The sequence below is a fragment of the Stieleria sedimenti genome, from assembly GCF_025060895.1.
Lineage (GTDB): Bacteria > Planctomycetota > Planctomycetia > Pirellulales > Pirellulaceae > Stieleria > Stieleria sedimenti.
This window is the reverse complement of the sequence record NZ_JANZKV010000272.1, coordinates 1-24,510: the sequence shown is the minus strand read 5'-3', so window position 1 is coordinate 24,510 and position 24,510 is coordinate 1. Positions and strand designations below refer to the sequence as shown.

General features: G+C 60.4%; 22 protein-coding genes. 13 read left to right on the top strand and 9 right to left on the bottom strand.

Features of this window, described 5'->3' with window-relative positions; all coding sequences use genetic code 11:
* Positions 1-213: 213 nt before the first annotated feature.
* From NZK35_RS29460 to NZK35_RS29445, 4 genes are all read right to left on the bottom strand, one after another.
* Positions 214-444, bottom strand: coding sequence for a hypothetical protein (locus tag NZK35_RS29460; RefSeq protein WP_259636115.1), 231 nt, complete (start codon positions 442-444; stop codon positions 214-216).
* Entirely contained in the window at positions 422-601 is a 180-nt protein-coding gene (locus NZK35_RS29455; protein ID WP_259636114.1) for a PIN domain-containing protein, read from the bottom strand. Before NZK35_RS29455 ends, NZK35_RS29460 begins: the two co-directional genes overlap by 23 nt.
* A 112-nt stretch (positions 602-713) precedes the next feature.
* On the bottom strand, positions 714-1,253 hold the full coding sequence (locus NZK35_RS29450; RefSeq protein ID WP_259636113.1) for a hypothetical protein: 540 nt from the start codon (positions 1,251-1,253) through the stop codon (positions 714-716).
* A 127-nt stretch (positions 1,254-1,380) separates the two neighbouring features.
* A complete protein-coding gene (locus NZK35_RS29445; RefSeq protein ID WP_259636112.1) occupies positions 1,381-1,977 on the bottom strand; it encodes a hypothetical protein in 597 nt (198 codons plus the stop codon).
* Positions 1,978-2,561: 584 nt separating this feature from the next.
* On the opposite strand from NZK35_RS29445, the gene NZK35_RS29440 reads away from it, so the two are divergent.
* Both NZK35_RS29440 and NZK35_RS29435 read left to right on the top strand, forming a co-directional pair.
* On the top strand, positions 2,562-4,016 hold the full coding sequence (locus NZK35_RS29440) for a Gfo/Idh/MocA family protein (protein ID WP_259636111.1): 1,455 nt from the start codon (positions 2,562-2,564) through the stop codon (positions 4,014-4,016).
* Positions 4,017-4,032: 16 nt separating this feature from the next.
* Positions 4,033-6,798 carry a hybrid sensor histidine kinase/response regulator gene (locus NZK35_RS29435; protein ID WP_259636110.1) on the top strand — a complete coding sequence of 922 codons (2,766 nt, stop codon included), beginning with the start codon at positions 4,033-4,035 and terminating at the stop codon, positions 6,796-6,798.
* Here NZK35_RS29435 and NZK35_RS29430 read toward each other — a convergent pair.
* From NZK35_RS29430 to NZK35_RS29415, 4 genes are all read right to left on the bottom strand, one after another.
* Positions 6,785-8,374 carry an ABC transporter permease gene (locus NZK35_RS29430; RefSeq protein WP_259636109.1) on the bottom strand — a complete coding sequence of 530 codons (1,590 nt, stop codon included), beginning with the start codon at positions 8,372-8,374 and terminating at the stop codon, positions 6,785-6,787. The genes NZK35_RS29435 and NZK35_RS29430 overlap by 14 nt on opposite strands.
* Before the next feature lie 107 nt (positions 8,375-8,481).
* Complete coding sequence (locus NZK35_RS29425) at positions 8,482-9,564, bottom strand: ABC transporter ATP-binding protein (protein WP_259636108.1); 1,083 nt, start codon at positions 9,562-9,564, stop codon at positions 8,482-8,484.
* A complete protein-coding gene (locus tag NZK35_RS29420) occupies positions 9,561-11,933 on the bottom strand; it encodes a hypothetical protein (protein ID WP_259636107.1) in 2,373 nt (790 codons plus the stop codon). Before NZK35_RS29420 ends, NZK35_RS29425 begins: the two co-directional genes overlap by 4 nt.
* Positions 11,934-12,202: 269 nt before the next feature.
* Complete coding sequence (locus tag NZK35_RS29415) at positions 12,203-12,700, bottom strand: hypothetical protein (RefSeq protein ID WP_259636106.1); 498 nt, start codon at positions 12,698-12,700, stop codon at positions 12,203-12,205.
* Between the two features lie 267 nt (positions 12,701-12,967).
* Between NZK35_RS29415 and aroF the strand changes: the two genes are divergently transcribed.
* The 8 genes from aroF (at position 12,968) to NZK35_RS29375 (ending at position 19,995) form a co-directional block, all read left to right on the top strand.
* On the top strand, positions 12,968-14,005 hold the full coding sequence (gene aroF / locus NZK35_RS29410) for a 3-deoxy-7-phosphoheptulonate synthase (protein ID WP_259636105.1): 1,038 nt from the start codon (positions 12,968-12,970) through the stop codon (positions 14,003-14,005).
* Positions 14,002-14,757 (top strand): triose-phosphate isomerase, encoded by a 756-nt coding sequence (gene tpiA, locus NZK35_RS29405; RefSeq protein WP_259636104.1) that lies wholly within the window; start codon positions 14,002-14,004, stop codon positions 14,755-14,757. Before aroF ends, tpiA begins: the two co-directional genes overlap by 4 nt.
* Before the next feature lie 45 nt (positions 14,758-14,802).
* Complete coding sequence (gene secG, locus NZK35_RS29400; protein ID WP_259636103.1) at positions 14,803-15,387, top strand: preprotein translocase subunit SecG; 585 nt, start codon at positions 14,803-14,805, stop codon at positions 15,385-15,387.
* A gap of 166 nt (positions 15,388-15,553) precedes the next feature.
* A complete protein-coding gene (locus NZK35_RS29395) occupies positions 15,554-16,519 on the top strand; it encodes a YicC/YloC family endoribonuclease (protein WP_259636102.1) in 966 nt (321 codons plus the stop codon).
* Between the two features lie 21 nt (positions 16,520-16,540).
* Positions 16,541-17,143 carry a guanylate kinase gene (gene gmk, locus NZK35_RS29390; RefSeq protein WP_259636101.1) on the top strand — a complete coding sequence of 201 codons (603 nt, stop codon included), beginning with the start codon at positions 16,541-16,543 and terminating at the stop codon, positions 17,141-17,143.
* Complete coding sequence (locus tag NZK35_RS29385) at positions 17,128-17,406, top strand: DNA-directed RNA polymerase subunit omega (RefSeq protein WP_259636100.1); 279 nt, start codon at positions 17,128-17,130, stop codon at positions 17,404-17,406. Before gmk ends, NZK35_RS29385 begins: the two co-directional genes overlap by 16 nt.
* 321 nt (positions 17,407-17,727) lie before the next feature.
* The gene (locus NZK35_RS29380; protein WP_259636099.1) at positions 17,728-18,279 is read left to right on the top strand and encodes a flavoprotein; all 552 of its coding nucleotides are present in this window, start codon (positions 17,728-17,730) and stop codon (positions 18,277-18,279) included.
* 72 nt (positions 18,280-18,351) lie between these two features.
* Positions 18,352-19,995 carry a putative manganese-dependent inorganic diphosphatase gene (locus NZK35_RS29375; RefSeq protein ID WP_259636098.1) on the top strand — a complete coding sequence of 548 codons (1,644 nt, stop codon included), beginning with the start codon at positions 18,352-18,354 and terminating at the stop codon, positions 19,993-19,995.
* A 171-nt stretch (positions 19,996-20,166) separates the two neighbouring features.
* Here NZK35_RS29375 and NZK35_RS29370 read toward each other — a convergent pair whose 3' ends face one another.
* Positions 20,167-21,303, bottom strand: coding sequence for a BBP7 family outer membrane beta-barrel protein (locus tag NZK35_RS29370; RefSeq protein WP_259636097.1), 1,137 nt, complete (start codon positions 21,301-21,303; stop codon positions 20,167-20,169).
* Positions 21,304-21,839: 536 nt separating this feature from the next.
* On the opposite strand from NZK35_RS29370, the gene NZK35_RS29365 reads away from it, so the two are divergent.
* The 3 genes from NZK35_RS29365 (at position 21,840) to NZK35_RS29355 (ending at position 24,389) form a co-directional block, all read left to right on the top strand.
* Entirely contained in the window at positions 21,840-22,232 is a 393-nt protein-coding gene (locus NZK35_RS29365; RefSeq protein ID WP_259636096.1) for a heavy-metal-associated domain-containing protein, read from the top strand.
* Between the two features lie 2 nt (positions 22,233-22,234).
* Entirely contained in the window at positions 22,235-23,026 is a 792-nt protein-coding gene (locus tag NZK35_RS29360; RefSeq protein ID WP_259636095.1) for a sirohydrochlorin chelatase, read from the top strand.
* Between the two features lie 106 nt (positions 23,027-23,132).
* Positions 23,133-24,389, top strand: coding sequence for an LL-diaminopimelate aminotransferase (locus NZK35_RS29355; protein WP_259636094.1), 1,257 nt, complete (start codon positions 23,133-23,135; stop codon positions 24,387-24,389).
* Positions 24,390-24,510 lie beyond the last annotated feature (121 nt).

The following is a 24,510-nucleotide window of genomic DNA, read 5'->3' as shown; positions in this document are numbered from 1 at the left end:
CAAGGGGAACAAGGACCACGCAAAGGCGCCAAGCCGCCAAGGAATGGGTTCTAATCTTTGCGGCTTGGCGACTTTGCGTGAGCCCTTCCAGCAAGTACGTCAGCGCACCAGTCAAACCGCCGCAGATCACTTGCCACAAAAAGCACGAGAAGACACAAAAGAAGACGTAGGCCGTGGCAGCCAGGCGTCGGTTGGCAGCGTGAACGTTGACGATCAGCCGGCGGCGGGAGTTGACTCACCATTGCCAGAAACGTCGCCACCGCCGCTCCGTTGCATCGTTTGGTGCGTCGTCTTGCCCAGCCAAAATGGTCGTCCAGACGCTTGCGCACGGCGTTGCGCGTCGGCAGCGATTGCAGCAATGTCGCCACCGAATCGGTCCGATATCTCGCGTCGGATGCGGTGGATTTCCTCAATCGGCGTTTCAGTCGTCGATTTCTGAATCATTATCGAGCACGTATTGCGACACAACAAGTGCATAGTTGGTTCGCTCGGTTTCCCACCATTTGCTAGTCAACAGCTGGCGCGCCGCCATCACCACCTGAGAGCTTGGGCGTTGCCGAAGATAGCCAACGATAGATGTTTCAATGTAAACGGTGTCCATCGCTTAAGTCTATCAGATCGACGAACGGTGGGGTTCAGCGGGGCCGCGCGAACGACTCACCACTTGAAAAAACGTCAGCTCGCGTCCTCCGTTGCATCACATGGTTCGTCGGTTACGTCTTACCCTGGACTGCCCATAGATTAACATCCACGGTGAAGTCGTAAAAGTTGTGGGTTCTCCATGGAAAATGCAGCTCAAACCGACCAGGCACCGCTGTCTCCGATAAATTAATGACTACACGAGGCAGTGAGACCTTTGCGACTACGTCATCATGTGTCCGAAGCGGGGCATTGTGGATCTCGTCATCCACGAGGATTTCGTGATTAGCGTAGGTTGCGTTGAACCAATCGGCAATTTGATCGAGTGAATCTGGCTTGATCATCGGGGCGTCGCGTGTAGTGGCTGCCAACACTGCTTGGTTTTGCGCTTCATCTAGCGTTCCATGTAGTGTTGTCACTTCCAAGTCGAGGGTCGTGTTCCAAAAACGGAAGAATGATTTGCCCTTCCACGTATATGGAAGCGTCTTTGAGAGCTCAGGTCGGTCCAGACTCTGGATCATGAACGCGCGAGAAACGTCGTCACGTTCGAGGAATACCGAGCTAGTTAACCGCTGACGGATGAGCGTAATTGATCGACGGAGGCGTGAAAGCATGAAGCTGAGATTCTGCGTAATTCCCTATTCGACGAACGTCACGCGTCACCCGGTACGCGCGAAAGATTTTCAACTTCAAGACCGCTCGACTCGCGTACTCGGGTGCACGCGATGGTTCTGTGCTTCGTCAGTCAAAATCGGGCAGGCATTGCAGGCGGAATCCGCGTGGAATTTCCCGCCACCATTGCGAGCGCCATCGACCAATTGGCTCCCACTGACCTACAGGCGTGAGTTCGCTTGATGCAACACTGTCGTCAGCCCATTCTGTATCGAATGCATAGACAATGGTAGCGGCTCGTCGCCGAATAAAGCAAACGTAGTTGTTCCAGTAGTAGTCGGTCCCGAAATCGGGATGACCAAAGTTTAGCACGTCACGCCAAAGTTTCGCCCCAGCGAGCGTGTAGTCGAATTGGCCGATGTAGGGAATGCCATCCGTAGGGCCAACACAATTCAGATCTCTGACGAAACGTTGAATTCCGAGCTGAGATCCCTCGTCAATTATTCGCGTCAACTTGCGATCGCACAGCGTTCGGATCGCAGCCCTGCACGATGCAGCGGTGGGGACCGGTATGACGGTGTCGGTGACCAGCCCTCGTGCGTAACCTGGGGCGTCGTCTACGTGTCGCGGCTCGTAGTGCACAAGGTTGAGCATCACGTATTCCGCAAGGGTAAGTCCGAATTCAGTTAACGTGTTGCGAAGCGATTCATTTACGTTGGATGTCAAGAATCGAGCGGCTTACGCGTTTGCCGCAGAGCATGTTGTTGATGCGTGAGATACACAGAACTTGTTTATCACCTGGTCTCGCAGGCCGGGGGGATTATCTGGCGTCTTATCCCCGGCCGGATAAGGATTTGGCGGCCTTATCCTCGGCTCGGCGATAAGTGTTCTTCGAATTATCCTGTATTTCTCAAAAGACTGCAGCCTCCCAGGGGGACAGGCAACGCCTCCAACGGGGAGGTCTCTTTTGCAAAAGCATGCTAGCAAGGATTCGTACGGGGGAGGTGCGTCGGCTGGGGACACGCGATGGCGGTGGGGTACGTCGGGTGTGAAAGCCGGAGGGACGCTCTTTTGGTACCAGCCGCTGGCATGGTTTCGTGGTGCCGGTGGCGAATGGAATGGATGGACTGGGCTGATGCATTGGGTTTGGGCCGATCTGTGGGAAACCACCGTCGATTTATTGGCACGGGCTGCCAGCGAGCGGGCCGCAGCGGTTATCATGTCGCGACGACGATCCGCCTGTGATCACCGTCGCTGCCCTGCCGCACGACCGTGTCTCCTCCTCTTGAATTTTGCAGAGTGAACTCCAGATGACCAGACTTACCCGCCGCCAGTTTGTCGGTTCGACCGCGTCCGCTGCCGCCGCATTTGCGGTGACGTCTTCGCTTCCCGGCCGCAGCTTGCGGGCCGCCGATGCCAACAGCGAAATCAACCTCGGATTCATCAGCTGCGGCGGACGTGCCGGTCAGTTGATGGGGCAATTCGAGAAAGTCGAGGGCGTCAACATCGCCGGGCTGTGCGATGTCGATGAAAATCGAATGGGCGCGGCCAAGCAGCGTTTTCCCAAGGCCCAGAGCTGGACGGATCTGCGCGAGTTGATCGACTCACCGAGCATCGACGCCGTGGTCATCGCGACGTGCAATCACTGGCACTGCTTGGCTGCGATCTGGGCGATGGAAGCCGGCAAAGACGTGTACGTGGAAAAACCGCTTTCGCATAGCCAGTGGGAAGGGCGTCAGACCGTCGCGGCGGCACGCAAGTACAACAAGATTTGTCAAATCGGAACGCAGCAACGCAGCGACCCGATGCAAGCCGAGATCAAACGGTTCTTGCACGAAGAAAAGGCGCTCGGAGAAATCAAGGCGGCGCGGGTCAATCGTTACGGCGTCCGTCCCTCGATCGGCAAACGCGACACCCCGCTGGAAATCGAAAAGAACGTCGCTTATGACCTGTGGCTGGGACCGGCCGCCGATGAGCCGATCTACCGCGAGAAACTCCATTACGATTGGCACTGGGACTGGAACACCGGCAGCGGTGAAATGGGCAACTGGGGCGTCCATGTTCTGGACGATTGCCGCAACAATATTTTCCAAGACAGCGTGGCCTTGCCCCGGCGAGTCCTCGGCGGTGGCGGTCGCGTGGTGTTGAACGACGCCGGCGAAACCCCCAACGTCCACTTCGCCTATTTCGATACCGGGTCGATCCCGGTGGTGATCGGGCTGAGCAACTTGCCGTCCCAACCCGGCGGCAAGAAAAGCCCCCCGCATCCCGGCCCTGCCAGCGGCTACATGGCGTACTGTGAAGGCGGCCGGTTCGAGGGCCAGCGTGGCGGCGCGGCCGCCTATGACAGCGACGGCAAAAAGATCAAGGAATTCAAGGGCAATCGGGGCGATACCGTCCACCAACAGAACTTTATCGATGCCGTTCGCGCCCAAGATCGCAGCCTGCTCAATGCCGAAGTGGCCGTCGGGAACGATAGCACGGGTTGGTGCAATTTGGCCAACGTCGCGTTCCAGGCGGGCGAAAGCTTTAGCCGTGAATTGGCCGGCGAGGTCAAACTGGACCAGTGGGACTCGCTGCTCGGTGAAATGGATGACCATCTCGCCGCGCATGATTTGAAACTGGACAGCAGCGAGATCAAGCTGAGCCCGATGTTGTCGTTGGATCCCCAGGCGGAACAGTTTGTCGGCTCCGATGCCGACGCCGCCAACGGGTTGCTCCGCCGCCAGTATCGCAAAGGGTACGAAGTTCCCGAGATCGTCTAGCAGGAACTCGCCTACCATGCCGCCCGCCCCGATGGATCGACTCGTGTTCGTGCGCGCCCTCGTGGCGACGTGTGTGTGCATGGCGTTGTTCGCCGCCGCGCAGGGTGTCGCCGCCGCGCAGGGTGTCGCCGCCGCGCAGGGTGTCGCGAAACGTCAAGCCGCAGTCGGATCTGCCGAGGTCATCCACAGTCTGCTGGATCTGCAACGGCATTACGGGCGAACGGATGTGGAGTCTCTTCCGGTCGATTTAGACGCTCGGGTCAACTACTGGGACGTACGCGACCGAGCCGTGTTTGTGCAGGATCAACACAGCGCGATCTACCTGTCCGTTCCGTTCGTCGAGTTTGAGCGTCACAGCCGCCTACCACCGGGCACCCGTATCCGCGTGATCGGTCGCTTGGTCACGGACGGTCATTACGTCCAGGTCGAAACGGTCGAAGTCTCCGATGACGTCGTCCCCGTCGAACCCAAGACGCTTCGCATTGAAGACTTGACGCTCGGCAATCGATGGTCACAGCGGATCCAAACGACCGGCACCGTGCAGGAGGTCGCCCGTTTCGGTGACCGTTGGATCGCGACCTGCACGTCGGGGGATACCTCGTTTTTGGTTCACCGCTTCGAAGAGAACGCCATCTTCCAATGGAACCGTTTGATCGGTCATGAAGTGGAGCTGGAAGGGACGTTGATCTGCGAAGTCGGTTCGGACGGAAAGCCGACTCGATACGTCGTCGAGTTGAACGAATTTGATCCTCCGTTGCAACCGATTCGCCACGTCGACGACATCGTCTCCGTCTCCGATGCGGAGAGCAGAACGATCGAACAACTTCGCACGACCGAGACGATCGCAGGCGGGTTGTATCAGACCAGCGGTCAGATCACATCGGTCGCGGCGGGCGACGGCTATTTGATTGAATCCGAGGGCTCTGGGATTTTCATTTCCACCGCGACGGCCCGGGAAGACGCGGCGGGGCACTTGGTGGATGTGACAGTACGTTGCCAGGGGGCGAACCAGTTCCAAGCCATCTCGCTTCATTCCAGGGCCTTTCAAACCGTTCCGCCGCCGCAGCGCGACGAGGCCCGATCCGTCGAACTGTCGCTGCTTCCCTACCGTGCGACGATCGAAGCGGATTTCATTTTTTCACTCAGCCAGGACGACGGACGAATCATCATGCTCCGTGACGGCGACACGGAGTTCGCGGCAACATTGACGGTGAACGACGCGACCTGGGAAGACCTCTCGTTGGAAAACGCTCGCCGTGTCGCAGTCACGGGCATGGTGTCCGCGGCGCCGCCCGGGATGACTGATCTGGAGCAAGATTTTTCTCCCGAGTTCATCGTTGAATTGGAGGGTCCCGATGGAGTGCAGGTCGTCTCACGCTGGTGGCAATTTTCGCGTTCGGCGGGGATCTCGGCACTGGCGTTGATCGCGGTCTTGGGGGTGGCAGGCATGCTCTGCTTTGCGACGTTGTGGCTGAGGTTGCAACGAACGGTGCAAACCAACCGCCGATTGGAATCTCAATTGCGGGAGAGCCAGAAAATGGATGCCCTCGGTCGACTCGCCGGTGGCGTCGCCCACGATTTCAACAACCTGTTGGCTGCGATCGCATCGAATTTGGAATTGATCGACATCGGGGCTGCCCGAAACGAGGATCAGCCCAGTCACTGTTTAGCCTCGGCCCGCCGCTGCACCGCACAGGCGACCAAACTGGTTCGCTCGCTGCTCGGGTTCACCCGCCAGACGAATCTCGACTTGCAAGTCGGCAATCTCAATGACGTGGTCGAAGAGGCGGTGCTGCTGGCCAAGACGTCGCTGTCGCCCGATGTCGTCGTCTCGATGCAATTGAGCCCCCGGCTACCGCCATGCCGGTTTGACCATGCCCAGTTGGAACAGGTGTTGTTGAATCTCTTGTTCAACGCCCACGACGCCTTGGGCCGGCAAATCGGAACGATCGTTTTGCAGACCGATCCGTTTTTCGACGCCGACGGGGCCTCATTCACGCGTATTCGGATTCGCGATGACGGTCACGGCATGGACCAAGAAACCCGTGCCCGTGTCTTTGAGCCATTTTTCACCACCAAGAAAGTCGGTGAAGGCACCGGATTGGGACTGGCGCTTTCTTACGGTGTGATCAACCAGCACGGGGGAACCATCGATTGCCAAAGTGAATTGGGCCACGGCAGCGTCTTCACGATTCTGTTGCCTGCTGCGACGGAAGCGTCAGCGCCGGCCACGACGAAAGGCGACGCCACGCCGTTGAACCAAAGCTCGAAACATTACTCCACGTCCGACGAAAACTGCGACGAACGGGGCGCGTTCCTGCGCGTCGACGGCGTCGAGCGGGCGATCAAGACTTCACCCGATGACGTCGCAATGGAGATCCTGCTCGTTGACGACGACGACGAGGTGCGTCGCGTCGCCAAACTCAGTCTCGAAGCGATCGGTCACCGCGTGACGGATGCTGCGGGAGGCCGTGAGGCGATCGCGAGGGTCCAGCGTGGTGAGACCTTTGATGTGGTCATCCTGGACCTGATGATGCCCGATGTCTCCGGGGCAGAAACCTTTCGACAACTCAAGGCGATTTGCTCGGATCTCCCGATCATCGTCTGCAGTGGCCTGTTGATCGAAATCGAAAAACTCAAACAGGTCTCGGGCAGGAAGCCCGATGCGAGTCTGTCCAAGCCGTTTCAATTGGCCGATCTTCAGCACCGCTTGCGGCAAGTCTGCCCGCAGCCACGTTCCAGGACGGACGCATTGCAAGCCGGCCCCGTCAGCGGCCGCTAAGCTCTTCCTGGACGCGTTGCGGCGTGGCAATGCGGCGTGGACGCGTTGTCCGCCAAGCGGCAAAAAAGGAGAGCAGAGCCAGACAAATGGCTGCGCCGACGATTTGCCCGAGGACGCCCGGCGGTAGCCTTCGCTCCACGGCCGTTGCCATCGTGAACGCCCAATTGGTGACCTGCCAGGTCGGATCGTAACTGAGCGGCTGGTAATCGTTGTAGTGCAGCTGCAACGAATACGGGACCAACGCTGTCATCACGGCAACGACAATCAAAGCGGCCAAGCCGACTTCGACGCGAGAATTGTTGCGCAAACGGACCGCGAACATCACCACTCGCACGGCGACGAGAAAGCTGACCAGGTAGGCCGGGTACAGAATCGCCGGCACACCCAACAAGTGCCGCAACTGTCGCCGCATCGACCCGCCGACGTTGGCCGTTCGCAACACCCAATCGAGAGACAAATACTGGATCGACGTCAGGATCGCGATTCCGATGATCGCGAAGACCAGTCCGGTCGTCGGTCCCGGCGTGAGCCAAGTTAAAAACAGTCGGCCCAGAAAACTGCTCGGCAATTCTCGTCGAATCCGCGGTGTGATGGTCGAACGCTCGCCCACCATCAAGGCACCACAAAAGGTCCACAGTCCGGCGATCACGAGCAATCCGGCGACGTAGACCGATATCCCGTCACTGCCCAGCACGAGCATGGCCGCGGCAATCGTGGCGACGCAGATCGTCGTCAAAACCAGCAGCGACAGACGCAGCGACGTCGAACGGTTCTCCGTTTCCGGCGTCAATTGAGCGGCCGTGGCGGTCAACAGCAAATGCCCCAACGATCCCGACAGCGCAAGCGTCGCCAGCACCGTGAACAACAACGCCGATGCGGAGAGCGGATTGCCGTACAGGATCATCCCGACGACCATCGAGCTGATGCCGTATTCGGCAAGCACGAGAATGAAGATCAAAACCAACATGGTCGCCACGCGTCCGGATCGGCCACGCGCCAGCGGCGCGAAGAACAATCCGACCACGGTCAGCAACGATCCCGCCACCGCCAGCGAAGCGACGATCAGCAACGTCGTCGGCAAATCCACCCCACGCAAGGAATACGCGTAGGCCAGACAAGGAAACAGGGTGACAAAATACAGCACCATCTGCAGCGAAGCACTTGCCAATTTGCCCATCACGATCTGCCAGGGAGACAGTGCGGTGATCGACAACAACTCCAACGTCCCGTCGTCGATTTCGCTCTCCAAGGAACGATACGCCGCCAGCGGCACGACCATCATCATCGGCAGCGCCAACACCGCGTAATAGCCGATCATCATCCGGGGTGCCGATGGCGTCGTGTAGATTTGCGGCATCAACGACAGACTGCCCGCGATCGTCCACGCCAACGCCGCAAACAAAATCATGGAAAAGGTGACGACAAACTGTCGACTCTTGAGCGACTGACGCGTCTCCTTGACCAAGATCGGATTGATCGCATCGCCCACACGCTCGCACCACCGATCCAGCCGCGCAAGCCAAGCCGCCCCCGAAACGGCATCCGTGCTATCGATCGTGTTGTCTATCGTCGCCATCGGGACATGCAGGGAAAAGGAAGGAGGTCTTGGCAGAAAAATCGTGGGCAGAAAAATCAGAACGCAAACCAACCAAATCTCAAATCTAACAGCTAACAGCTAACAACCTACTGAACCAAGCCCTCGGTCACTTGCAAGAACAGGTCTTCCAAACTTTTCTTATGGGCGGTGACTTCGGCGACTTGAAATCCTTGCGTGACAAAGTGCGTCACGATGGCAGCCTGGTCGTCGGGTTTCCCGCTGAATCCGAAGCGAACGAATTGGCCGTCCAGGATCACGTTGTCGATCGCGATGTGGTCCCCCAGACGTGACAACGATTCGGTGATTTCGTCGTGGCGATTCAGAATTCGGAGGGTCAGCTCGGATTGGTTTTGTGTGTCGCTTTGGATCTGGTCGACGCTACCGGTCGCCAGCAGTTTACCCTGTTCGATGATGCCCACCGCGTCGCACATTTCGGCCAACTCGGTCAGAATGTGGCTGCTGATCAGGATCGTTTTGCCGCGGTCGGCGAGTTCACGAATCATTCGCCGCAATTCGATGCGGGCCCTTGGGTCCAGACCGGCGGCGGGTTCGTCCAGAATCATCACGGCGGGGTCATGCACGAGTGCCCGGCCGAGGCACAGACGCTGTTTCATCCCTTTGCTCAAGCCGCGAATCGGTTTGGTGGCCATGCCGCCGGTCCCGGTAAAATCCAGCACCCACTGCAGGCGGCGGGTCCGCTGGCGCCCCACCAACCCATAGGCCCGGGCGAAAAAATCCAGGTACTCGCGGCAGTTGACGTCGCGATAGGTGCCGAAGGAGTCGGGCATGAACCCCAATCGCTTGCGCACCAGTTCGGGATCGTTGACGACGGAGAACCCGTCGACGAAGGCGTCGCCGTAGCTCGGCAAGTCCAGCGTCGCGAGGATCCGCATCGAGGTTGTCTTGCCGGCACCGTTGGGGCCGATGAAACCGAACACTTGACCGCGGCCGACGCTGAACGTGACATCGTTGACCGCACGGGTGTCGCCGAAGAAACGATGCAGTCGACGCAACTCGATGCACTCGGAGTCATTCGTGTGAACACCGCCGCGCGGGTCGACGGTCGCCTCGCCGCGGACGCGTGGTGTCGCCGGTTCGCTGGACGCGGTGTCGCCGGCTGGGCGCGTGGCGGCGTTGCCGTCGTCGAGCTCCTGGTCGGTGAAACTCATTGCAGTGTCCCCATCACATAGCGGACGCTGGCGACCTGATCGGCATCCGCAATGGCGACGGCGTCGGGGCTGGCCGAACCGATGCCGATAAACATGCCCGGTGGCAACTCCCCACGGATAAAAAGGCTTTCGTTGAGCCAGTGTTCAAATACGCCGTCGGTCACGACGAGCCCGTTGCGACTGATCTCTTTATTGATAAACAGCACCAAATCGCGGATCCGTCGATTGCCTTGCGACCGCCCCGACTCGGTGACGGCGCCCACCGGTCGATGCCGGGTGTAGAGGCGTCCGAGCAACTTCGATGCGTCTTGGGTCTTGGGGATCCAGTCGGCCGAAGCGGTTTCGCCGGCTTTGATGTTCTCGGCCGACCAATAGCGACCATCGGGCGAACAAACGACCAGATCGCGCAGTTCAAAGGGCAGCGAACTGGATAGTTCAATTGAACGAGCGTTGGGGACCTGACCGGAGGAGTCGAACGGCTGGAGTCCGTTGATCGAGAGCGTTCCCACGCCGCGGCGAATTTGATGGGTGACGAACTGGGTCTGGGTGCGCGACGGCAAAAACGCAGCGTCCAGCCGCTGGTCGTCGGAATCGATGTCGGCATGCAAACGCACCTCGCCGACTTCGCTGCGCAGGTCCCGCCACCTCTGCTGGCCGCCGTTGGGATAAGCCATGACTTCGGCGTCGCCGGCGAATCGCAATCCCGTGCGGGGGCTGATCCCGGAAAACAGTGTCGACCGGGTCCGTTCGATCGCATCGCCGCTGGCGCCATCGATCCAAGTCAGTTGCCGCACGCGAACGGTGGTTCCGAACCCATCGGACACGATGCTGTAAGCGAACATCGCGGCGGTCGTGACCAACGCCAGTGCCGGCGCGATCAGAAACATCAAATGGGACCGATGCCCTCGCGTCGTCCAGCGATAGGCGACCGGCCCGACCAGCAACACGAACAGCGTCAAAATCCCCATGAACGTGTAAACCGGTGGTTCGGCGACGCCCGGGATCAACCAACGCCGGCTGCGAAAGTCGCCCATCATCGGATCCACGCCGCGAGCGAGCATCGGCGAACACCGATAACCGATCAACGTCTCCAACAGATCAACCGCCAGCAGCAAATCGATCGACTCGGCGGGGATCCCCACCACTTGACCACCGCCGACCGATCGTCGGTAACCTTGCTTCCAATCCGATTCGAACGCCCGGGTGCTTGCTTCAGACGCTTCGATCCATTGCCCGGTCGCGGCAAGCTGCTTCTCGGTAAAACGTCCACGCAGGGGCGTTCTCATGCCGGCCATCGGGTCGCTGCCGCCGACGGGAAGCGAAAGCACGGTGGGGGTGGGCGGCGATGGAGAATCCTCCGCCGACTCGACCACCGGAGACGACTCGGCGACACGGCGCAGCGCTTCCCGATAGCTCTCCAACGTCTCCCTCATCGTCGACGCGACACTGGTGATCTGTGCGGCGAACACCTCATCCTCTTGCTTCCGTTGCAACAGCTTCAGCCGCAGCGACCGAGCCAATTGGGACGCATCGGGGGCCTGGAGCACGACCAGGGTTCCACCCATCAAGACCCAATCGCGGATCGCTTCGATCGCTTGACGCTCTGCCGTCGCGGTGCCCCCGGTTTGCGCTGGCGTCGGCGTGTCGAGTCGGTCGCCCTGAATGAGCCGGTCGCCTTGAATCACGATGCAATCGAGATCGCGCAGCAGACGCCAATCCGAGGGCAGCCGCTGCAGCGTCACGGTTTGCAGCGACGGACTTCGCCTGGAAATCACCGACCGCCCCGGCCGATCGAACGAGATCGCGTCGGCCGGTTTGGCGATCGGTTTGGGATCCGTGTCGACCAACAGGAAATTGCAGATCAGTTCATTGGGCAACACGGTCGCGGGGGATTGGATCGCGTAGCCGGGGAAGGGGTTACCGACTTCAGCGGTGTAGGGTTTCAGCGGGGAGCCGTCCTCGACAATTTCGATGCGATAGGAGTTGCCGATCGTCCACTTCGGACACGATCGTGACAGCACCGCCTGGGTTTGCCCCTGCGGAAAGGTCAGCGGAAACTCCGTCGCGATCGCGCGGTCGGCGGGCAGATGGCGATCGATCGGTGTCAACCGGATCGTCAACTCTCGATTCGCCGTCATCGGCCCCAGTGTCGACGTCAGCGTGGCGTCCACACCGACATAGCCGACGCCCATCAGATTGCTCACCTCGATCGTCGCTTTGAATCCACTGCCGCCGGCTCCGGCGGTCGGGTCGGCCGCGTTGGGAAGCACGACTTGATGCGTGGAAAGGATTTCTGGAACGCTGAACTGGGCCGCGGCAGAGCCCGCCATCGCGGCGGCGAGGAACAAGGCCAGCAGCCCGGCGGCCAACGCTGTAAAGCATTTTCCCCATGTGTTTCGAGAGGTTTTAGCGGCAGGGCGCGAGCCCTCCGGTTCGTCACCTCTGCCAAAACACCGGAGGGCTCGCGCCCTACCGCTAAAAAATGTTTCACAGCGTAGCCCGGCGACCGGCCGGAACCGGGTGGACGGCCTGTGCATTCGCCGAACGCCTGTCGGCGGCTGAACACCTGTCAGCGCACCTGTCAGCGGCTGAACAAACGGGACTTGGATCGGAACGTTTCGGGTGGGCGTCGCGGCGGTCAATTCGACGGCTCCCGCGGCGCGAAGATCTGCGGCGGCAGCTGATCGTCGGCAAAGGGGCTGGCGGCGTCGGCATCCTCGGCGGTTCCGAACGGAAAGAGCAGCAAGAACCAGCCGATGATCTGAAAATTGATCAACCAGATCGTTTCCTGCAGCAATGACAACACGCCCAGCGGGATTCCCAGCAATCGGGCCATCGCCAGCGCGATGCCGACGGCCAGGGCCGCGACGCCGGCCACTCGCGGCAGAAACGAGACCGCCCAGGAGAGCAGGAAGATCAACGCGGAACAAATGGACATGCAGAGGGCAAAGAACAGACCGACGGCCGCGGCCGTGGCGTAGGGGCCCCCCTGGTCGGCGGCGTAGACGACGGCGATCACGACCGCCGAAAGTGCGGTCAGCACCAGCAACGACTGAAACGAAATTCGCGGCAGTAAGCGACTGCGAAGCACCGGCTCAGTAGCCGAAACGCGTCCGCGGGGTAAGTGCTGGTCCATCGCAACCGATTTGAAGAGAAGACGAGGGCGGCTCGCTGGCCCCTAGTGCCGCCATTCTAACAAAGAGAGAGCCGCTGTAGACTGCGGCGTGGAAGGAAATCGCCACGGGAATTCGAGCTCGCAGGGCCGATTCAGTGGAAAACGCCCCCCCCTTTGTACCCCGGCGATCCTTTGCCCTCGACGAACCGTACTGCGGATCGCTAAACTCTCCCGCTTCGATCCCCTTTTCCTGCCCGATCACCCGATTTTCATTTCAAGCCATTCACCGTGATTCTGATTCTCAAGGGCGGAGTGACCGACGAACAAGTCGACCACGTCATCGAGCGTGTCGAAGCGATGGGCTTGCAGGCGCACCTGTCGCGGGGGACGTTCCGGACGATCGTCGGCATCATCGGCGATGAATCGAAGATCGTGGTCGAATCGGTGCGTTCCATCCCGGGTGTGGCGCAAGTCGTCCCGGTGCTTCCGCCCTATAAATTGGCCTCCCGGGAGGCCCACCCCGAATCCAGCGTGATCGATGTCGGTGGCGTCAAGATCGGCGGCGGACACATCGGCATGATCGCCGGCCCGTGCAGCGTCGAAGAAGAAGACCGGATGCACCGGATCGCCGAACAGGTCGCCAAGGCCGGTGCGAACATTTTCCGCGGCGGCGCCTACAAGCCGCGAACCAGCCCGTATGCGTTTCAGGGACTCGGCGAAGCCGGACTGAAACGGCTCCGCGAAGTCGGCGACGCCCACGGGATGCCTGTCGTGACCGAGGTGACCGATCCGCGTTTGGTGGAATTGGTGGCCGAATACGCCGACATGCTGCAAGTCGGTGCCCGAAACATGCAAAATTTCGCGCTGCTCAATGAAGTCGGCGCGTCGGAGCGGCCCGTGTTGCTCAAACGCGGCATGTCCGCCACCGTGACGGACCTGCTGATGTGCGCCGAATACATCCTGTCCAAGGGCAATCCCAACGTGGTGCTGTGCGAGCGCGGCGTGAAAGGATTTGACCCCGCGACCCGCAACCTGTTTGATGTCGCGGCCGTACCGCTGGTCCAGCAACTCAGCCACCTGCCGATCATCGTCGACCCCTCGCATGCCACGGGGAAACCAGAATTGATCCCCGCCTGTGCCATGGCCGGCTTGGCCGCCGGTGCCGACGGGGTCCACATCGAAGTGCACGATTGCCCGGAAGTCGCCAAGAGTGACGGCCCGCAAGCGTTGCTGCCCGAACAATATGCCGAATTAGCGAGCCAGTTGAAGTCGCTCGCCACCCTCCTTGGAAAAACCCTTTCACCCTTGCCGGAGAAGACAGCGTGAGCCGCCGAACGATTATCGCCGGAAACTGGAAAATGAACACGCGCGCCGCAGGCGGCGCGGAACTGGCTCAAGGCATCGCCGATGCCGTCGGGGAAAACCCGACGGTGGAAGTCGTTGTCTGCCCGCCGTCGGTCTACCTGAGCCGAGTCGGTGACGTGTTGGCCGGATCCGCCGTCAGCCTGGGAGCCCAGAACCTGTATCCCGCCGAAGACGGTGCCTACACGGGCGAAGTCAACGCCGCCATGTTGTGCGATAGCGGCTGCCGCTACGTCATCCTGGGACACAGCGAACGACGCGCCATCCTGGGCGAAACCGATGCCCAGATCAGTAAAAAACTGGCCGCCGCGCTGGCGGGTAACCTGGTCCCGATCGTCTGCGTCGGCGAAACGCTCGAAGACCGCGAAAGCGGCAAGACCGAAGCGGTCGTCGAAACACAACTCCGCGGCTCGCTGGAAGGACTCGATGAAGCCCGCGCCTCGGGCGTCGTCATCGCGTACGAACCCGTCTGGGCCATCGGCACCGGAAAAACAGCTTCGCCCGAACAAGCCGAAGAAGTCCACGCGTTCATCCGCAAGCTGCTCGGCGAGATGTTCACCAACGACGTCGCACAGCAGATGCGAATTCAGTACGGCGGCAGCGTGAAACCGGATAATGCCAAGGAATTGCTCGGCCAACCGAATATTGACGGCGCCCTCGTCGGCGGTGCCAGTCTAAAAGTGGATGACTTCGTCGCAATCATCAATGCCGGCTGATCCAAACAGCCCCTTAACCGTCCAGAGACAGACAACGGATTCGCAATGACCACGCTTACCAATCAGACCTTGATCCTGGGTTCACTCGGCAGCGCCGCACTGGGCTGGCTGATGTTCATCCTCTCGGTGTTTTTGATCCTGCTGATTCTCGTCCAACGCGGCAAAGGCGGCGGATTGACCGGCGCCCTCGGCGGACCCGGCGGTCAAAGCGCCTTCGGCAGCAAAGCGGGCGACACGTTCACCCTGATCACCGCCGTTTCGGCCATCATCTGGGGCTTGGTCTGCGCCATCGCGATGTACTCCCTGGGCGTGCCGCCGCTGACCGCCGACGACGCCGATTACGCCATCGACGACACCCCCGCACTGAAATCTTCCGCCGATGAAACCACCGGAACCACCGGCAGCGGTGGGCTGAGCGGTCTGAGCGGGTTGCTGTCCGACGAACCCACCGAATCCGAAGGGGATGCCGCGACCGAAGGGGATGCCGCAGCGGACACCGAGAGCGAGCCGGCAACCGGAACGCCTACGATGGAATTGACGCCAGCGGAAACCGCCCCCGCGGACGAAACGCCAACAGAAACCCCGGCGGACGAAACGCCAGCGGAGACGTCTGAGTCAACGCCCGAGTAGGCCCCTCGCCGACGCAGCGATCATGCCACACGTGCGTCGCGGCTCCCGCCAGGAGGGCTCGGCGCAACGAGGCAGGCCGTGTTGCAGGTTTCACCCAAACGCGGAACGCCTTTCTTTCTTCTCCCCCGGCATCGAATCACATGCCACCCCTCCACCTTGACGCCGCATGACACAAGCCACCGCGACCCTTGCGCCCGCCTGCGGGATCCGCAGCATGACCGGCCAGGGACGGGCTGCGGGAAAAACGGACATCGGAACCGTCACGGTCGAGCTGCGGACGGTCAACAACCGTGGATTCAAGTGTTCGGTGCGGACCCCGGATTCACTCTCCGGCAGCGAAGCGCTGATCGAATCGGTCGTCCGCGAGCACTTGCACCGCGGCTCGATCAACCTCTCGATCAACCTCGAGCACCAGCAAGGCCAGACGCCGGTGCAGATCAACGGCACCGTACTGGCCGGCTACATTCGGCAGTGCAAAGCGGCAATGGAACAGTCCGGGGTGAGCGCCGACGCGAACGTTTCGCTGGACGTCGCCGCCTTGCTGAACCTGCCCGGGGTCCAGACCGGAGCGAGGCCGAAAGGCGACGACGCCGAAAGGGTATTCCAACAGGCCCGGCAAATCGTCATTGCGGCGCTCGAAAACCTGATCGAAATGCGCGAGCAAGAAGGCGCCCACATGGCCGAAACACTGCTCGGCGATTGCGAAACGATCCGGGCGCACGTGCGAGCGATCGAAACGCTGGCCCCGCAGGCGGCCGAGAGCTATCGGGTCCGGTTGGAGGGGAAGGTCCAGCGGGTCTTGGCCGAATATGACGCCGAGGTCAATCCGGTCGACCTACTTCGCGAAGTCCAAGTGTATGCTGACAAGGCGGACGTCAGCGAGGAAATCACCCGATTGGACAGTCACTTGAAGCTTTTCCAGGCGGTCTTACGGGGGGAGAGCCCCGACGGCGACAAAGAGTCCGCGCGCGACGAGCCGGTGGGGCGAAAACTGGATTTCATCATCCAGGAAATGTTCCGTGAAACCAACACGATCGGCTCCAAATCCGCCCACGCCGAGGTTTCGGCAGTCGTGGTCGAAATCAAATGTGCGATCGAGCGGATGCGTGAATTGGTCCAAAACCTGGAGTAGCCCGTAAGCGGGGCATGAACGATGGCTGAATCAACCTCTCCACGTCTGATCATTATTTCCGGGCCCAGCGGCGCCGGAAAGTCGACCGTGACGCGACGGCTGTTGTCCGAGTGTGATCTGCCATTGCGATTCAGCGTCTCGGCGACCACCCGCGGCCCGCGCCCTGGTGAACAAGACGGAAGAGAATATCATTTCCTCTCGCAGCAACGTTTCCAAGAACTTCGCAATCAAGATGCCTTTCTTGAATGCAAAGAGGTGTTCGGCAAGGGACACTGGTATGGGACGCTGCGCAGTGAAGTCGCCGACGGGCTCGCCGCGGGAAATTGGATCATCCTTGAAATCGACGTTCAGGGTGCGATTGAGGTGATGGAGCATCTGGAGACCGACCCCATTTCGTTGTTCATTCATCCCGGCGGTATGGACGAACTGGAACGTCGTCTCCGCGACCGGGGAACCGAAACCGAAGCCGCGATTCAAAGCCGTCTGGAAACAGCCGCGGGTGAGATGCGGTTCGTGCACCGCTACCAATACGAAATCATTAACGGCTCGGTCGACGCGGCCGTCGCCCAAGTCTGCCAAATCCTCAGAGACCATCAGGAGAAACACACATGCTCGAAGAACTAAAAGACGAAGAGACCGTCAACAAGGTCGGTGGTCGATTCAAGTTGAGCACTTTGATTCAAAAGCGGCTGGTCCAGTTGAACCAAGGCAGCCGCGCGTTGGTCAACGTCGACACCCATGACAAGATGTCGATCGTGCTGCAAGAAATCATGCAGGACAAAATCGTCCTGAACATGGAAAACGAAGTCGAGCAAGTCCGAGAGATGGACTTGGATGCGACGATCGCCGCCGCCGAGTCTCCCGACCTGGACGCCGCGGACCTGTAGCACGCTCCTCGCGGGAACAACGACCTCGCGGCTCGCGTTCAATGCCACATACTTTGGCGACAAAGGTGTTAGCGGAACGGCGCGAGCGGGTTGTCGTTTTTGTGAGCCGCGNNCAGCGGCTCACCATTGACTCAGCAGATCCCGACTAAAACGACAGCCCGCGAGCCGTTCGGTTTCGACGCGAAAACACTTTAAAAGACCGGAGGGCTCGCGCCCTGCCGCTAAGTCGATCGTCGTTTCCTTGGCGCTGGGGCCCGCAGGCTCGCGCCAAACGGCTGACGATCGTCTGACATCTGTTCGCTTTTCCCCGAACGCTGCGCCATGCCGGACCCCCTTTCATCCAAGCGAATCCTGTTGGCCGTCGGTGGCGGGATCGCCGCCTACAAGGCCGCCATTTTGTGCAGCCGACTGGCCCAAGCCGGCCATCAGGTGCAAACGGTGATGACACGTTCGGCGACCGAGTTCCTGGGGCCGCCCACTCTGGCGGCCTTGTCCGGGCGTGCGGTCGGCCTGGACGGCTTCGACGCCAAACATCCGCTCGGATCGCACATCGAACTGGCCGTCGACGTGGATCTGATGATCGTGGCGCCGGCAACGGCCAATTTGATCGCCAAGTTTTCTCACGGCATTGCCGATGATCTGGTCAGCACGCTGTATCTGCAAAACACCGCGCCGGTTCTGATCGCGCCGGCGATGAGCGACCCGATGTGGAACAAACCGTCCGTCGGCCGCAATGTTGCCCAGCTGGCCGCCGACGGATGCCAGCTGATCGGCCCCGAATCGGGATGGTTGTCCTGTCGCGTCAAAGGGGTCGGTCGGATGAGTGACCCGGAAGCGATTTTTCAGCGGGCGACGGAAATCTTGGCCGCGTAGGATCGACGTTGAATGCGATTGCGATGACAATGCTCGCCAATCCAGCTCACCGTTCTCATCGAATCGCGTCTCATGCCTTTATTCGTTTTTGGTCATCGTAACCCGGACACCGACGCGATCTGTGCGGCAATCGCCTACGCGGATTTTTTGCGACGAACGACGCGTCCCGATGCAATCGCGGCGAGTTGCGGACCGCCCAACCAGCGGACCGAATACGCGCTGAAAATCGCCAAGCTGTCGGCGCCGCGGATCGTGATGGACGTGCACCCCCTGGTCGAAGACGTCTGTCAAACCGATGTCACGCTGGCCCATCGCGACGAAGTGTTTTATGACGTTTATCGGCGAATGGACGAGCGTGGGTTGCGGAGCATTCCCGTGGTCGAACCGGACGGCAAGCTGTCCGGGATCGTCTCGCTCTTGGATATTCTGGAACTGGTGCTCAACAGCGGCGTCGATCCGCTCAAGGCGCGACAGGTGCGCACCAACCTCAGCAAGATCGCCTCGGTGCTCGGCGGGACGTTCCAGCATGCGGTCAATCCGGATGTGGACGAGGACTTGATCGTCAGTGTGGGGGCGATGAGTGCCGGCGGGTTTACCGACCATATCAAACAATTCCCCGCCGAAAAATTGCTCGTCGTCAGCGGCGATCGTCCGACCGTTCAGTTGCCGGCCCTGGAACTCGGCGTCCGCGCGTTGATCGTGACGGGCGGCTACCAGTTGTCCGAGGGGTTGATGCAATTGGCCAGGGTGCGGGGGATCACCGTCCTGGGCAGCCCGTTCGACACCGCCACGACAACGATGCGAATCAAGTCGGCGCAGCTGATCGGCGATGTGGTCGAAGAGGACTTCACTTGGCTGCCCGCGCGGATGCCCGTCACCGAAGCCCGGGAAAAAATCTTTCGGTCGCCGCAAGCCGTGTTCCCCGTCTTGGAGGACGGGCAATTGGTCGGCGTGCTCAGCAAAAGTGACTTGGTCAATCCGCCCAAAACCGAACTGGTGCTGGTCGACCACAACGAACTGGGGCAAGCCGTCGCGGGCGCCGACGAGGCACGGATCGTCGAGGTGCTGGACCATCACCGATTGGGCGGATCGCTGAAATCGACCGAGCCGATTCGTTTGACGATGGAGCCGGTCGGATCGACGTGCACCCTGGTTGCAAAAATGTATCGCCAAGCCGGCATGGACCCCGAGCCGGGCATCGCGGTCTGCATGGCATCCGGGATGATCAGCGACACGCTCTACCTGCGCTCACCGACGACCACCCCGACCGATCGCGACATGCTGGAGTGGTTGCAGCAGTTTTGCCCCATGCCGCTGGAATCGTTCGCCGAAAACTTCTTCCAAGTCGGTTCAGCCCTCCGCACCTGCTCGCCCGGCCAAGTCGTCCGAGAGGATTGCAAGCACTTTGAAGAATCCGGGCACGCGTTTTCGATTTCGCAAATCGAAGAGATCGGATTCGATTTGTTCTGGGAACGCAAAGACGAATTGTTCGGTGCGCTGGAAAGCATGGCGCAAGAACAAAAGCTCGACTTCAGCGCCCTGTTGGTCACCGACATCGTCAGCAACGGCAGCCTGTTGATGATGAGCAGCGAACCGCAAGGCTGGGAAGACATCAACTACCCGGAACTCGAAGACCGACTCTACCAACTCGACGGCGTCGTCAGCCGCAAAAAACAGTTGCTGCCGCTGATCAGCAGCCTGATGGAATCGATGTGATCCCCGTTGGCAAACGATGTGGAACCGGAACGCTCGCGGCCTGTCGATTTGGTGAGCCGTGACGCGTGAGCGGCCGGGCATTCCGGCGCTCGCCCGAGGCCTGACGGCCAGCGGCACACCGTTGACTCAGCAGATCCCGATTCAATCGGCAGCCGCCTCGCGCCGTTCCGGTCAGAAGTTGAATTCACCGCCCAAATGCAGACCGTGGGCGAGGTAGTCCGACTGGATCCACTGGACGCGCGGTCGCAGCGCACCGGCCAGCGGATCCATTCCGGGCGGAGCCAACCCGGGGTTCAGGTCCCGGTCGATTTGCTCGGACGCGCGAATCACGTTGGGCAGATACAGCACCGAATAACCGATGTTCGCGTGTAGCCGATCGGTCAATCGGATCCCCAATCGGACACCCAACTCGGGCACCAACGAGAACTCATCTCGACTCCGCGTGCCGCTGTTGGTCCGCTGCGTCAACAGTCCGCCCTGGTAGGTTTGGCTCGTCCCCTGATCATCGATGGTGGTGCTGCCGGAAACCCGCAGCGTTTGTTCGGTGTTACCCAGGGCGACGCGCATGGATGTTTCCAACCAGGCTCGCTGAAGCAACATGCGATGCACGATGCCCAGTTGCAGTCCGTTGAACTGATTGGTCGCCTGAAACTGATCGGATGAAGCAACGGTTTGCGGATCACTGGTGACTTCGCTGCGTCGGTTTTCAACGATCGACAGCGAATCGCGCAGACGGATATTGCGGTAGCCGATGATCCAATCGGTGCGGTCACGCGGTCCACATTGTTGACAGTACGCGTCGTGCGTGGGGCAAAGCGAGACACGTCCGTCGATCAAAAACGATCGCAGGTCGGACTCGGTTCGGACGCGAATGTCGCCGCTGACCAAACCCGGGTACGCGATCAGCTCAGCCGTCTCTTCGCCATCGGTGATATCGAAGTACGGGCGTCCCAGGATCACGGTGCCGTCACTGGATCCGTTGTAGCTGTCATCGAGTTCGGACAATTGGAAGTACTCGGTTTCGATCGCAAAATGCTGTTGCGGGGAAATCCAAAGCCCGCCGCCGATCAAGAATCCGCCGACCGAACCGTCGTTGAGCGTCTTGCCGCCGAATGCGACCGAGGTACCGGCTTCACCGAGCGTGGCGGCGATGTCCTGACCGGTGCCGTCGGGGCTGGTCGTGACCAGCGGCGGCGCGTCCATGCCCGACACGTCCCACAGCAGATACTCGGCGCGAAGGAAAAGCCGCGAATCGATGCGGTTCTGAAAACGCGGAAGCAGCGGATCCCATTGACGGAGACTGCCCACTGCCGGGCTACCCGCAAAGAGTCCACCGCCGGCCGGTAAAAGCGCTGAAGAAGGGTTCCCCGCGGTGGGTGCGACCATTTGGTACGGATCGGAGGAATGGGCCCCGATCACGCTGCCGTCCGGGTTCGAATTGTAAATCGCCCCCGAAGGCTGTGCGTGACTAAAACCAGCTGAAATCAGGGCACCGGCGAGCAAGCACAACTGGAAAAGTCGCCCTGCGGTCCCTTTACCGCCGACTAAACTGGTCAGCGGCCAACTTGCAATGGCTCTCGGCACGTGAAGCAACGGGCTGGTCTCCGAGCGAAAAAGGGTAGAAAATCGCCTGCGTCGCAGGATTTCGATCAAGTTTCCGGTGGCGGATGCCGACCGCGACTGGAAATTGCGATAATTGACCGATTCACGTCAAGATGAAACGATAGGGTGTTCGCCAATTCGCACGTCAGCCGCGGAAAGCCGACCAGCGGCGACCGCCCCCCAAACTTCGGTTGACCCTGCCCTCGACCAAATTTACCTTCCCCTTTGAAAAGGACCTTCCCATGCGATCTCTCGCTTACGGCGCCGCGATCTTGGCTGCTGCCGGAATCATGTACATGATCTCAACCCAACCGACCGAGCCCGCTGCCGAGGCGGTCCCCTCGTCGGCGACCCCGGATGCGGTCTCGATCGCGCCGGACGTGGAGGTGAAGACGGCATCGTTGACGATGACGGTTCCTGAAATGCATTGCCCGTTTGCCTGTTACCCCAGCGTGAAAAAGAACCTGGAGAAACGCGCGGACGTGGTCGCCGTCGAGCTTGCTCCGCAAAAAGAAGAAGGCATCATCGACAACCCCCAAGTCATCGTGACCTACAAAGATGGATTTGACGCCGAACAGGCGATCGCCCAGTTGGAAGCCGCCGGGTTCGCGGGTTCAACCGTCGCCCAGAACTAGTGGTGAAGGAGTCCGTGGCAACGCCGCAGAGCGACGCGGTTCTGTTGGTCGGTCATGGGACCCGCGATCCCGCCGGGACGGAGGAGTTTTTTCAACTCGCGTCGGTCTTGGCGGAGCGGCTGGCACCGCTGCCGGTGGAAGGCTGCTTGTTGGAATTTCAGCACCCCACGATCCCCGAAGCTTGGCGAACGTTGGTCCGACGTGGTGCGAAACAGATTCGTGTCGCGCCCTTGCTGTTGTTTGCGGCCGGACACGCCCGAAGCGACATTCCCGATGCGGTTGCCGCGTCCGCCACGGAGACCCCGGGCGTCTGCTACAGCCAGTCCGCCCCCCTCTCACGCGCTCCGACGATCATCAAGTTGCTGTCCAGCCGGATCAAGCAAGCCGCCGATCGGGAAGCGATCCAGGTGGACGAATCGGTCGCGCTGGTGATGGTCGGCCGGGGTAGCTACGACCCCTGCGCGAAAGCCGACATGCGTGTGCTCGGTGAAATCGTGGCCCGGCGATGTGAGATGCCCCATCACGCGGTCGGTTTTTACGCGATGGCCGAGCCCAAGCTGCCGGACGTGTTGGACGAGGTTGCGGGCCGCTCCGAGATCCGAACCGTGATCGTCCAGCCTCATTTGCTGTTCCAGGGCCGTTTGTACGACGCGATTGCGGATCAGGTCGCCGAGGCCTCCAAGCGTCACCCGCACGTGCGATTCGTTGTGGCAGACTACTTGGGGCCGACGGCCGAAGTCGCCGAGGCGTTGGTCCGCCGCGGGTTTGCCTCGATGCCTCAATCGCTGACGTGAGCAGCGGGGAATTCAACATCACCACACTCGCGAATAGTTGCCCCGCCGTTTATCATCGTGGCCCTCCGTCAGGACTGATTCTTCTTCCATTCCTTTGATCACCGCTATGTCATCTGCCACCGAACCTGAAGTCAAAGATCCCTATTTCCAGTCGTTGTTTGCCGATCGCATCGGCGGGGCAAACTATGGAAAGAGCACCGAGATCTACAAGTTCGAAAAGATCAAACGGGCCAAGCGGAACGCCTTGGCGGCCCACCCGGATCGCCAGTTGCTGGATTTCGGAATCGGCGAAAATGACGCGATGGCCGATGAGGCGGTGCGGCAGGTCATGGCGACGGAAATCAATCAGCCCGAAAACCGCGGCTATGCCGATAACGGCGTGATCGAATACAAACAGGCCGCCGCGCGATTCATGAAGCGGCACTTTGACGTCGACCTCGATCCGGCCACGCAGATCAACCATTGCATCGGCAGCAAGCCCGCCTACGCGATGTTACCGGCCTGTTTCATCAATCCCGGTGACGTGACGCTGATGACCGTGCCGGGCTACCCGGTCGCGGGCACACACACGCGTTATTACGGTGGTGATGTGTTCCGGTTGCCGCTGTTGAAAGAAAACGATTTCCTGCCCGACTTGGATTCGGTTCCCGACGACATCTATCGTCGCACCAAGTTGTTGGTGTTGAATTATCCGAATTCGCCGACGGGACGGTTGGCGACGCCGGAGTTTTTTGAAAAGGTGGTCGCGTTAGCCAAGGAAAAAGAATTTGTCGTCGTTCATGACGCGGCGCACATTCTGCTGACGTTTGACGGCAAGCCGACCAGTTTCTTGGAAACCCCCGGCGCGATGGACGTCGGCGTCGAAGTCCATTCGATGAGCAAGGGATATGACATGATCGGCTGGCGGATGGGTTTCGTCGCCGGTCACCCTCGCATCGTTTCCGCGTTCGCGGACGTCAAGGACAACAGTGACAGCGGGCAATTCATCGCGACCCAAAAGGCCGCCGCCGCGGCGTTGGACGACGACTCGATCCCGGCTCGAATCATGGCCAAGTATCAACGCCGGATGGAAAAGCTGGTCGCGGTGTTGAAGGATTGCGGCTTCGATTGCGAGATGCCCGGCGGAACGTATTTTCTTTACACGCCCGCCCCGAAGGGGACCGAAAGTGGTGAAACGTTTGACAAGGCCGAGGACGCGACACGGTTCCTGATCGAACAACTCGGTGTCGTCACCGTGCCCTGGGACGATGCCGGATCCTACCTGCGTTTCAGCGTCACCTACGTGGCCGACAGCGAAGCCGACGAAGACGCCTTGATGGCCGAAACCAAACGGCGGCTCAGCGAAGCCAAGTTCACACGCTAGCGCTGCATCAGCGTTGGTGTGCAGGCTTTAGCCGCCCATTATCGCTGCGTCGCAGCGACCGGGAATCGCCTAAAGGCCAATACCGCTAAGTTAAGCGTCGTATCTTCAGATGAGGGCCCGT

What these genes read in the sequence shown, in the direction of transcription:
- NZK35_RS29460 (WP_259636115.1), bottom strand. Translation starts at nt 444, where the DNA reads ATGATTCAGAAATCGACGACTGAAACGCCGATTGAGGAAATCCACCGC.
- NZK35_RS29455 (WP_259636114.1), bottom strand. Translation starts at nt 601, where the DNA reads ATGGACACCGTTTACATTGAAACATCTATCGTTGGCTATCTTCGGCAA.
- NZK35_RS29450 (WP_259636113.1), bottom strand. Translation starts at nt 1,253, where the DNA reads ATGCTTTCACGCCTCCGTCGATCAATTACGCTCATCCGTCAGCGGTTA.
- NZK35_RS29440 (WP_259636111.1), top strand. Translation starts at nt 2,562, where the DNA reads ATGACCAGACTTACCCGCCGCCAGTTTGTCGGTTCGACCGCGTCCGCT.
- NZK35_RS29435 (WP_259636110.1), top strand. Translation starts at nt 4,033, where the DNA reads ATGCCGCCCGCCCCGATGGATCGACTCGTGTTCGTGCGCGCCCTCGTG.
- NZK35_RS29430 (WP_259636109.1), bottom strand. Translation starts at nt 8,374, where the DNA reads ATGGCGACGATAGACAACACGATCGATAGCACGGATGCCGTTTCGGGG.
- NZK35_RS29425 (WP_259636108.1), bottom strand. Translation starts at nt 9,564, where the DNA reads ATGAGTTTCACCGACCAGGAGCTCGACGACGGCAACGCCGCCACGCGC.
- NZK35_RS29415 (WP_259636106.1), bottom strand. Translation starts at nt 12,700, where the DNA reads ATGGACCAGCACTTACCCCGCGGACGCGTTTCGGCTACTGAGCCGGTG.
- secG (WP_259636103.1), top strand. Translation starts at nt 14,803, where the DNA reads ATGACCACGCTTACCAATCAGACCTTGATCCTGGGTTCACTCGGCAGC.
- NZK35_RS29395 (WP_259636102.1), top strand. Translation starts at nt 15,554, where the DNA reads ATGACACAAGCCACCGCGACCCTTGCGCCCGCCTGCGGGATCCGCAGC.
- gmk (WP_259636101.1), top strand. Translation starts at nt 16,541, where the DNA reads ATGGCTGAATCAACCTCTCCACGTCTGATCATTATTTCCGGGCCCAGC.
- NZK35_RS29385 (WP_259636100.1), top strand. Translation starts at nt 17,128, where the DNA reads ATGCTCGAAGAACTAAAAGACGAAGAGACCGTCAACAAGGTCGGTGGT.
- NZK35_RS29380 (WP_259636099.1), top strand. Translation starts at nt 17,728, where the DNA reads ATGCCGGACCCCCTTTCATCCAAGCGAATCCTGTTGGCCGTCGGTGGC.
- NZK35_RS29375 (WP_259636098.1), top strand. Translation starts at nt 18,352, where the DNA reads ATGCCTTTATTCGTTTTTGGTCATCGTAACCCGGACACCGACGCGATC.
- NZK35_RS29365 (WP_259636096.1), top strand. Translation starts at nt 21,840, where the DNA reads ATGCGATCTCTCGCTTACGGCGCCGCGATCTTGGCTGCTGCCGGAATC.
- NZK35_RS29355 (WP_259636094.1), top strand. Translation starts at nt 23,133, where the DNA reads ATGTCATCTGCCACCGAACCTGAAGTCAAAGATCCCTATTTCCAGTCG.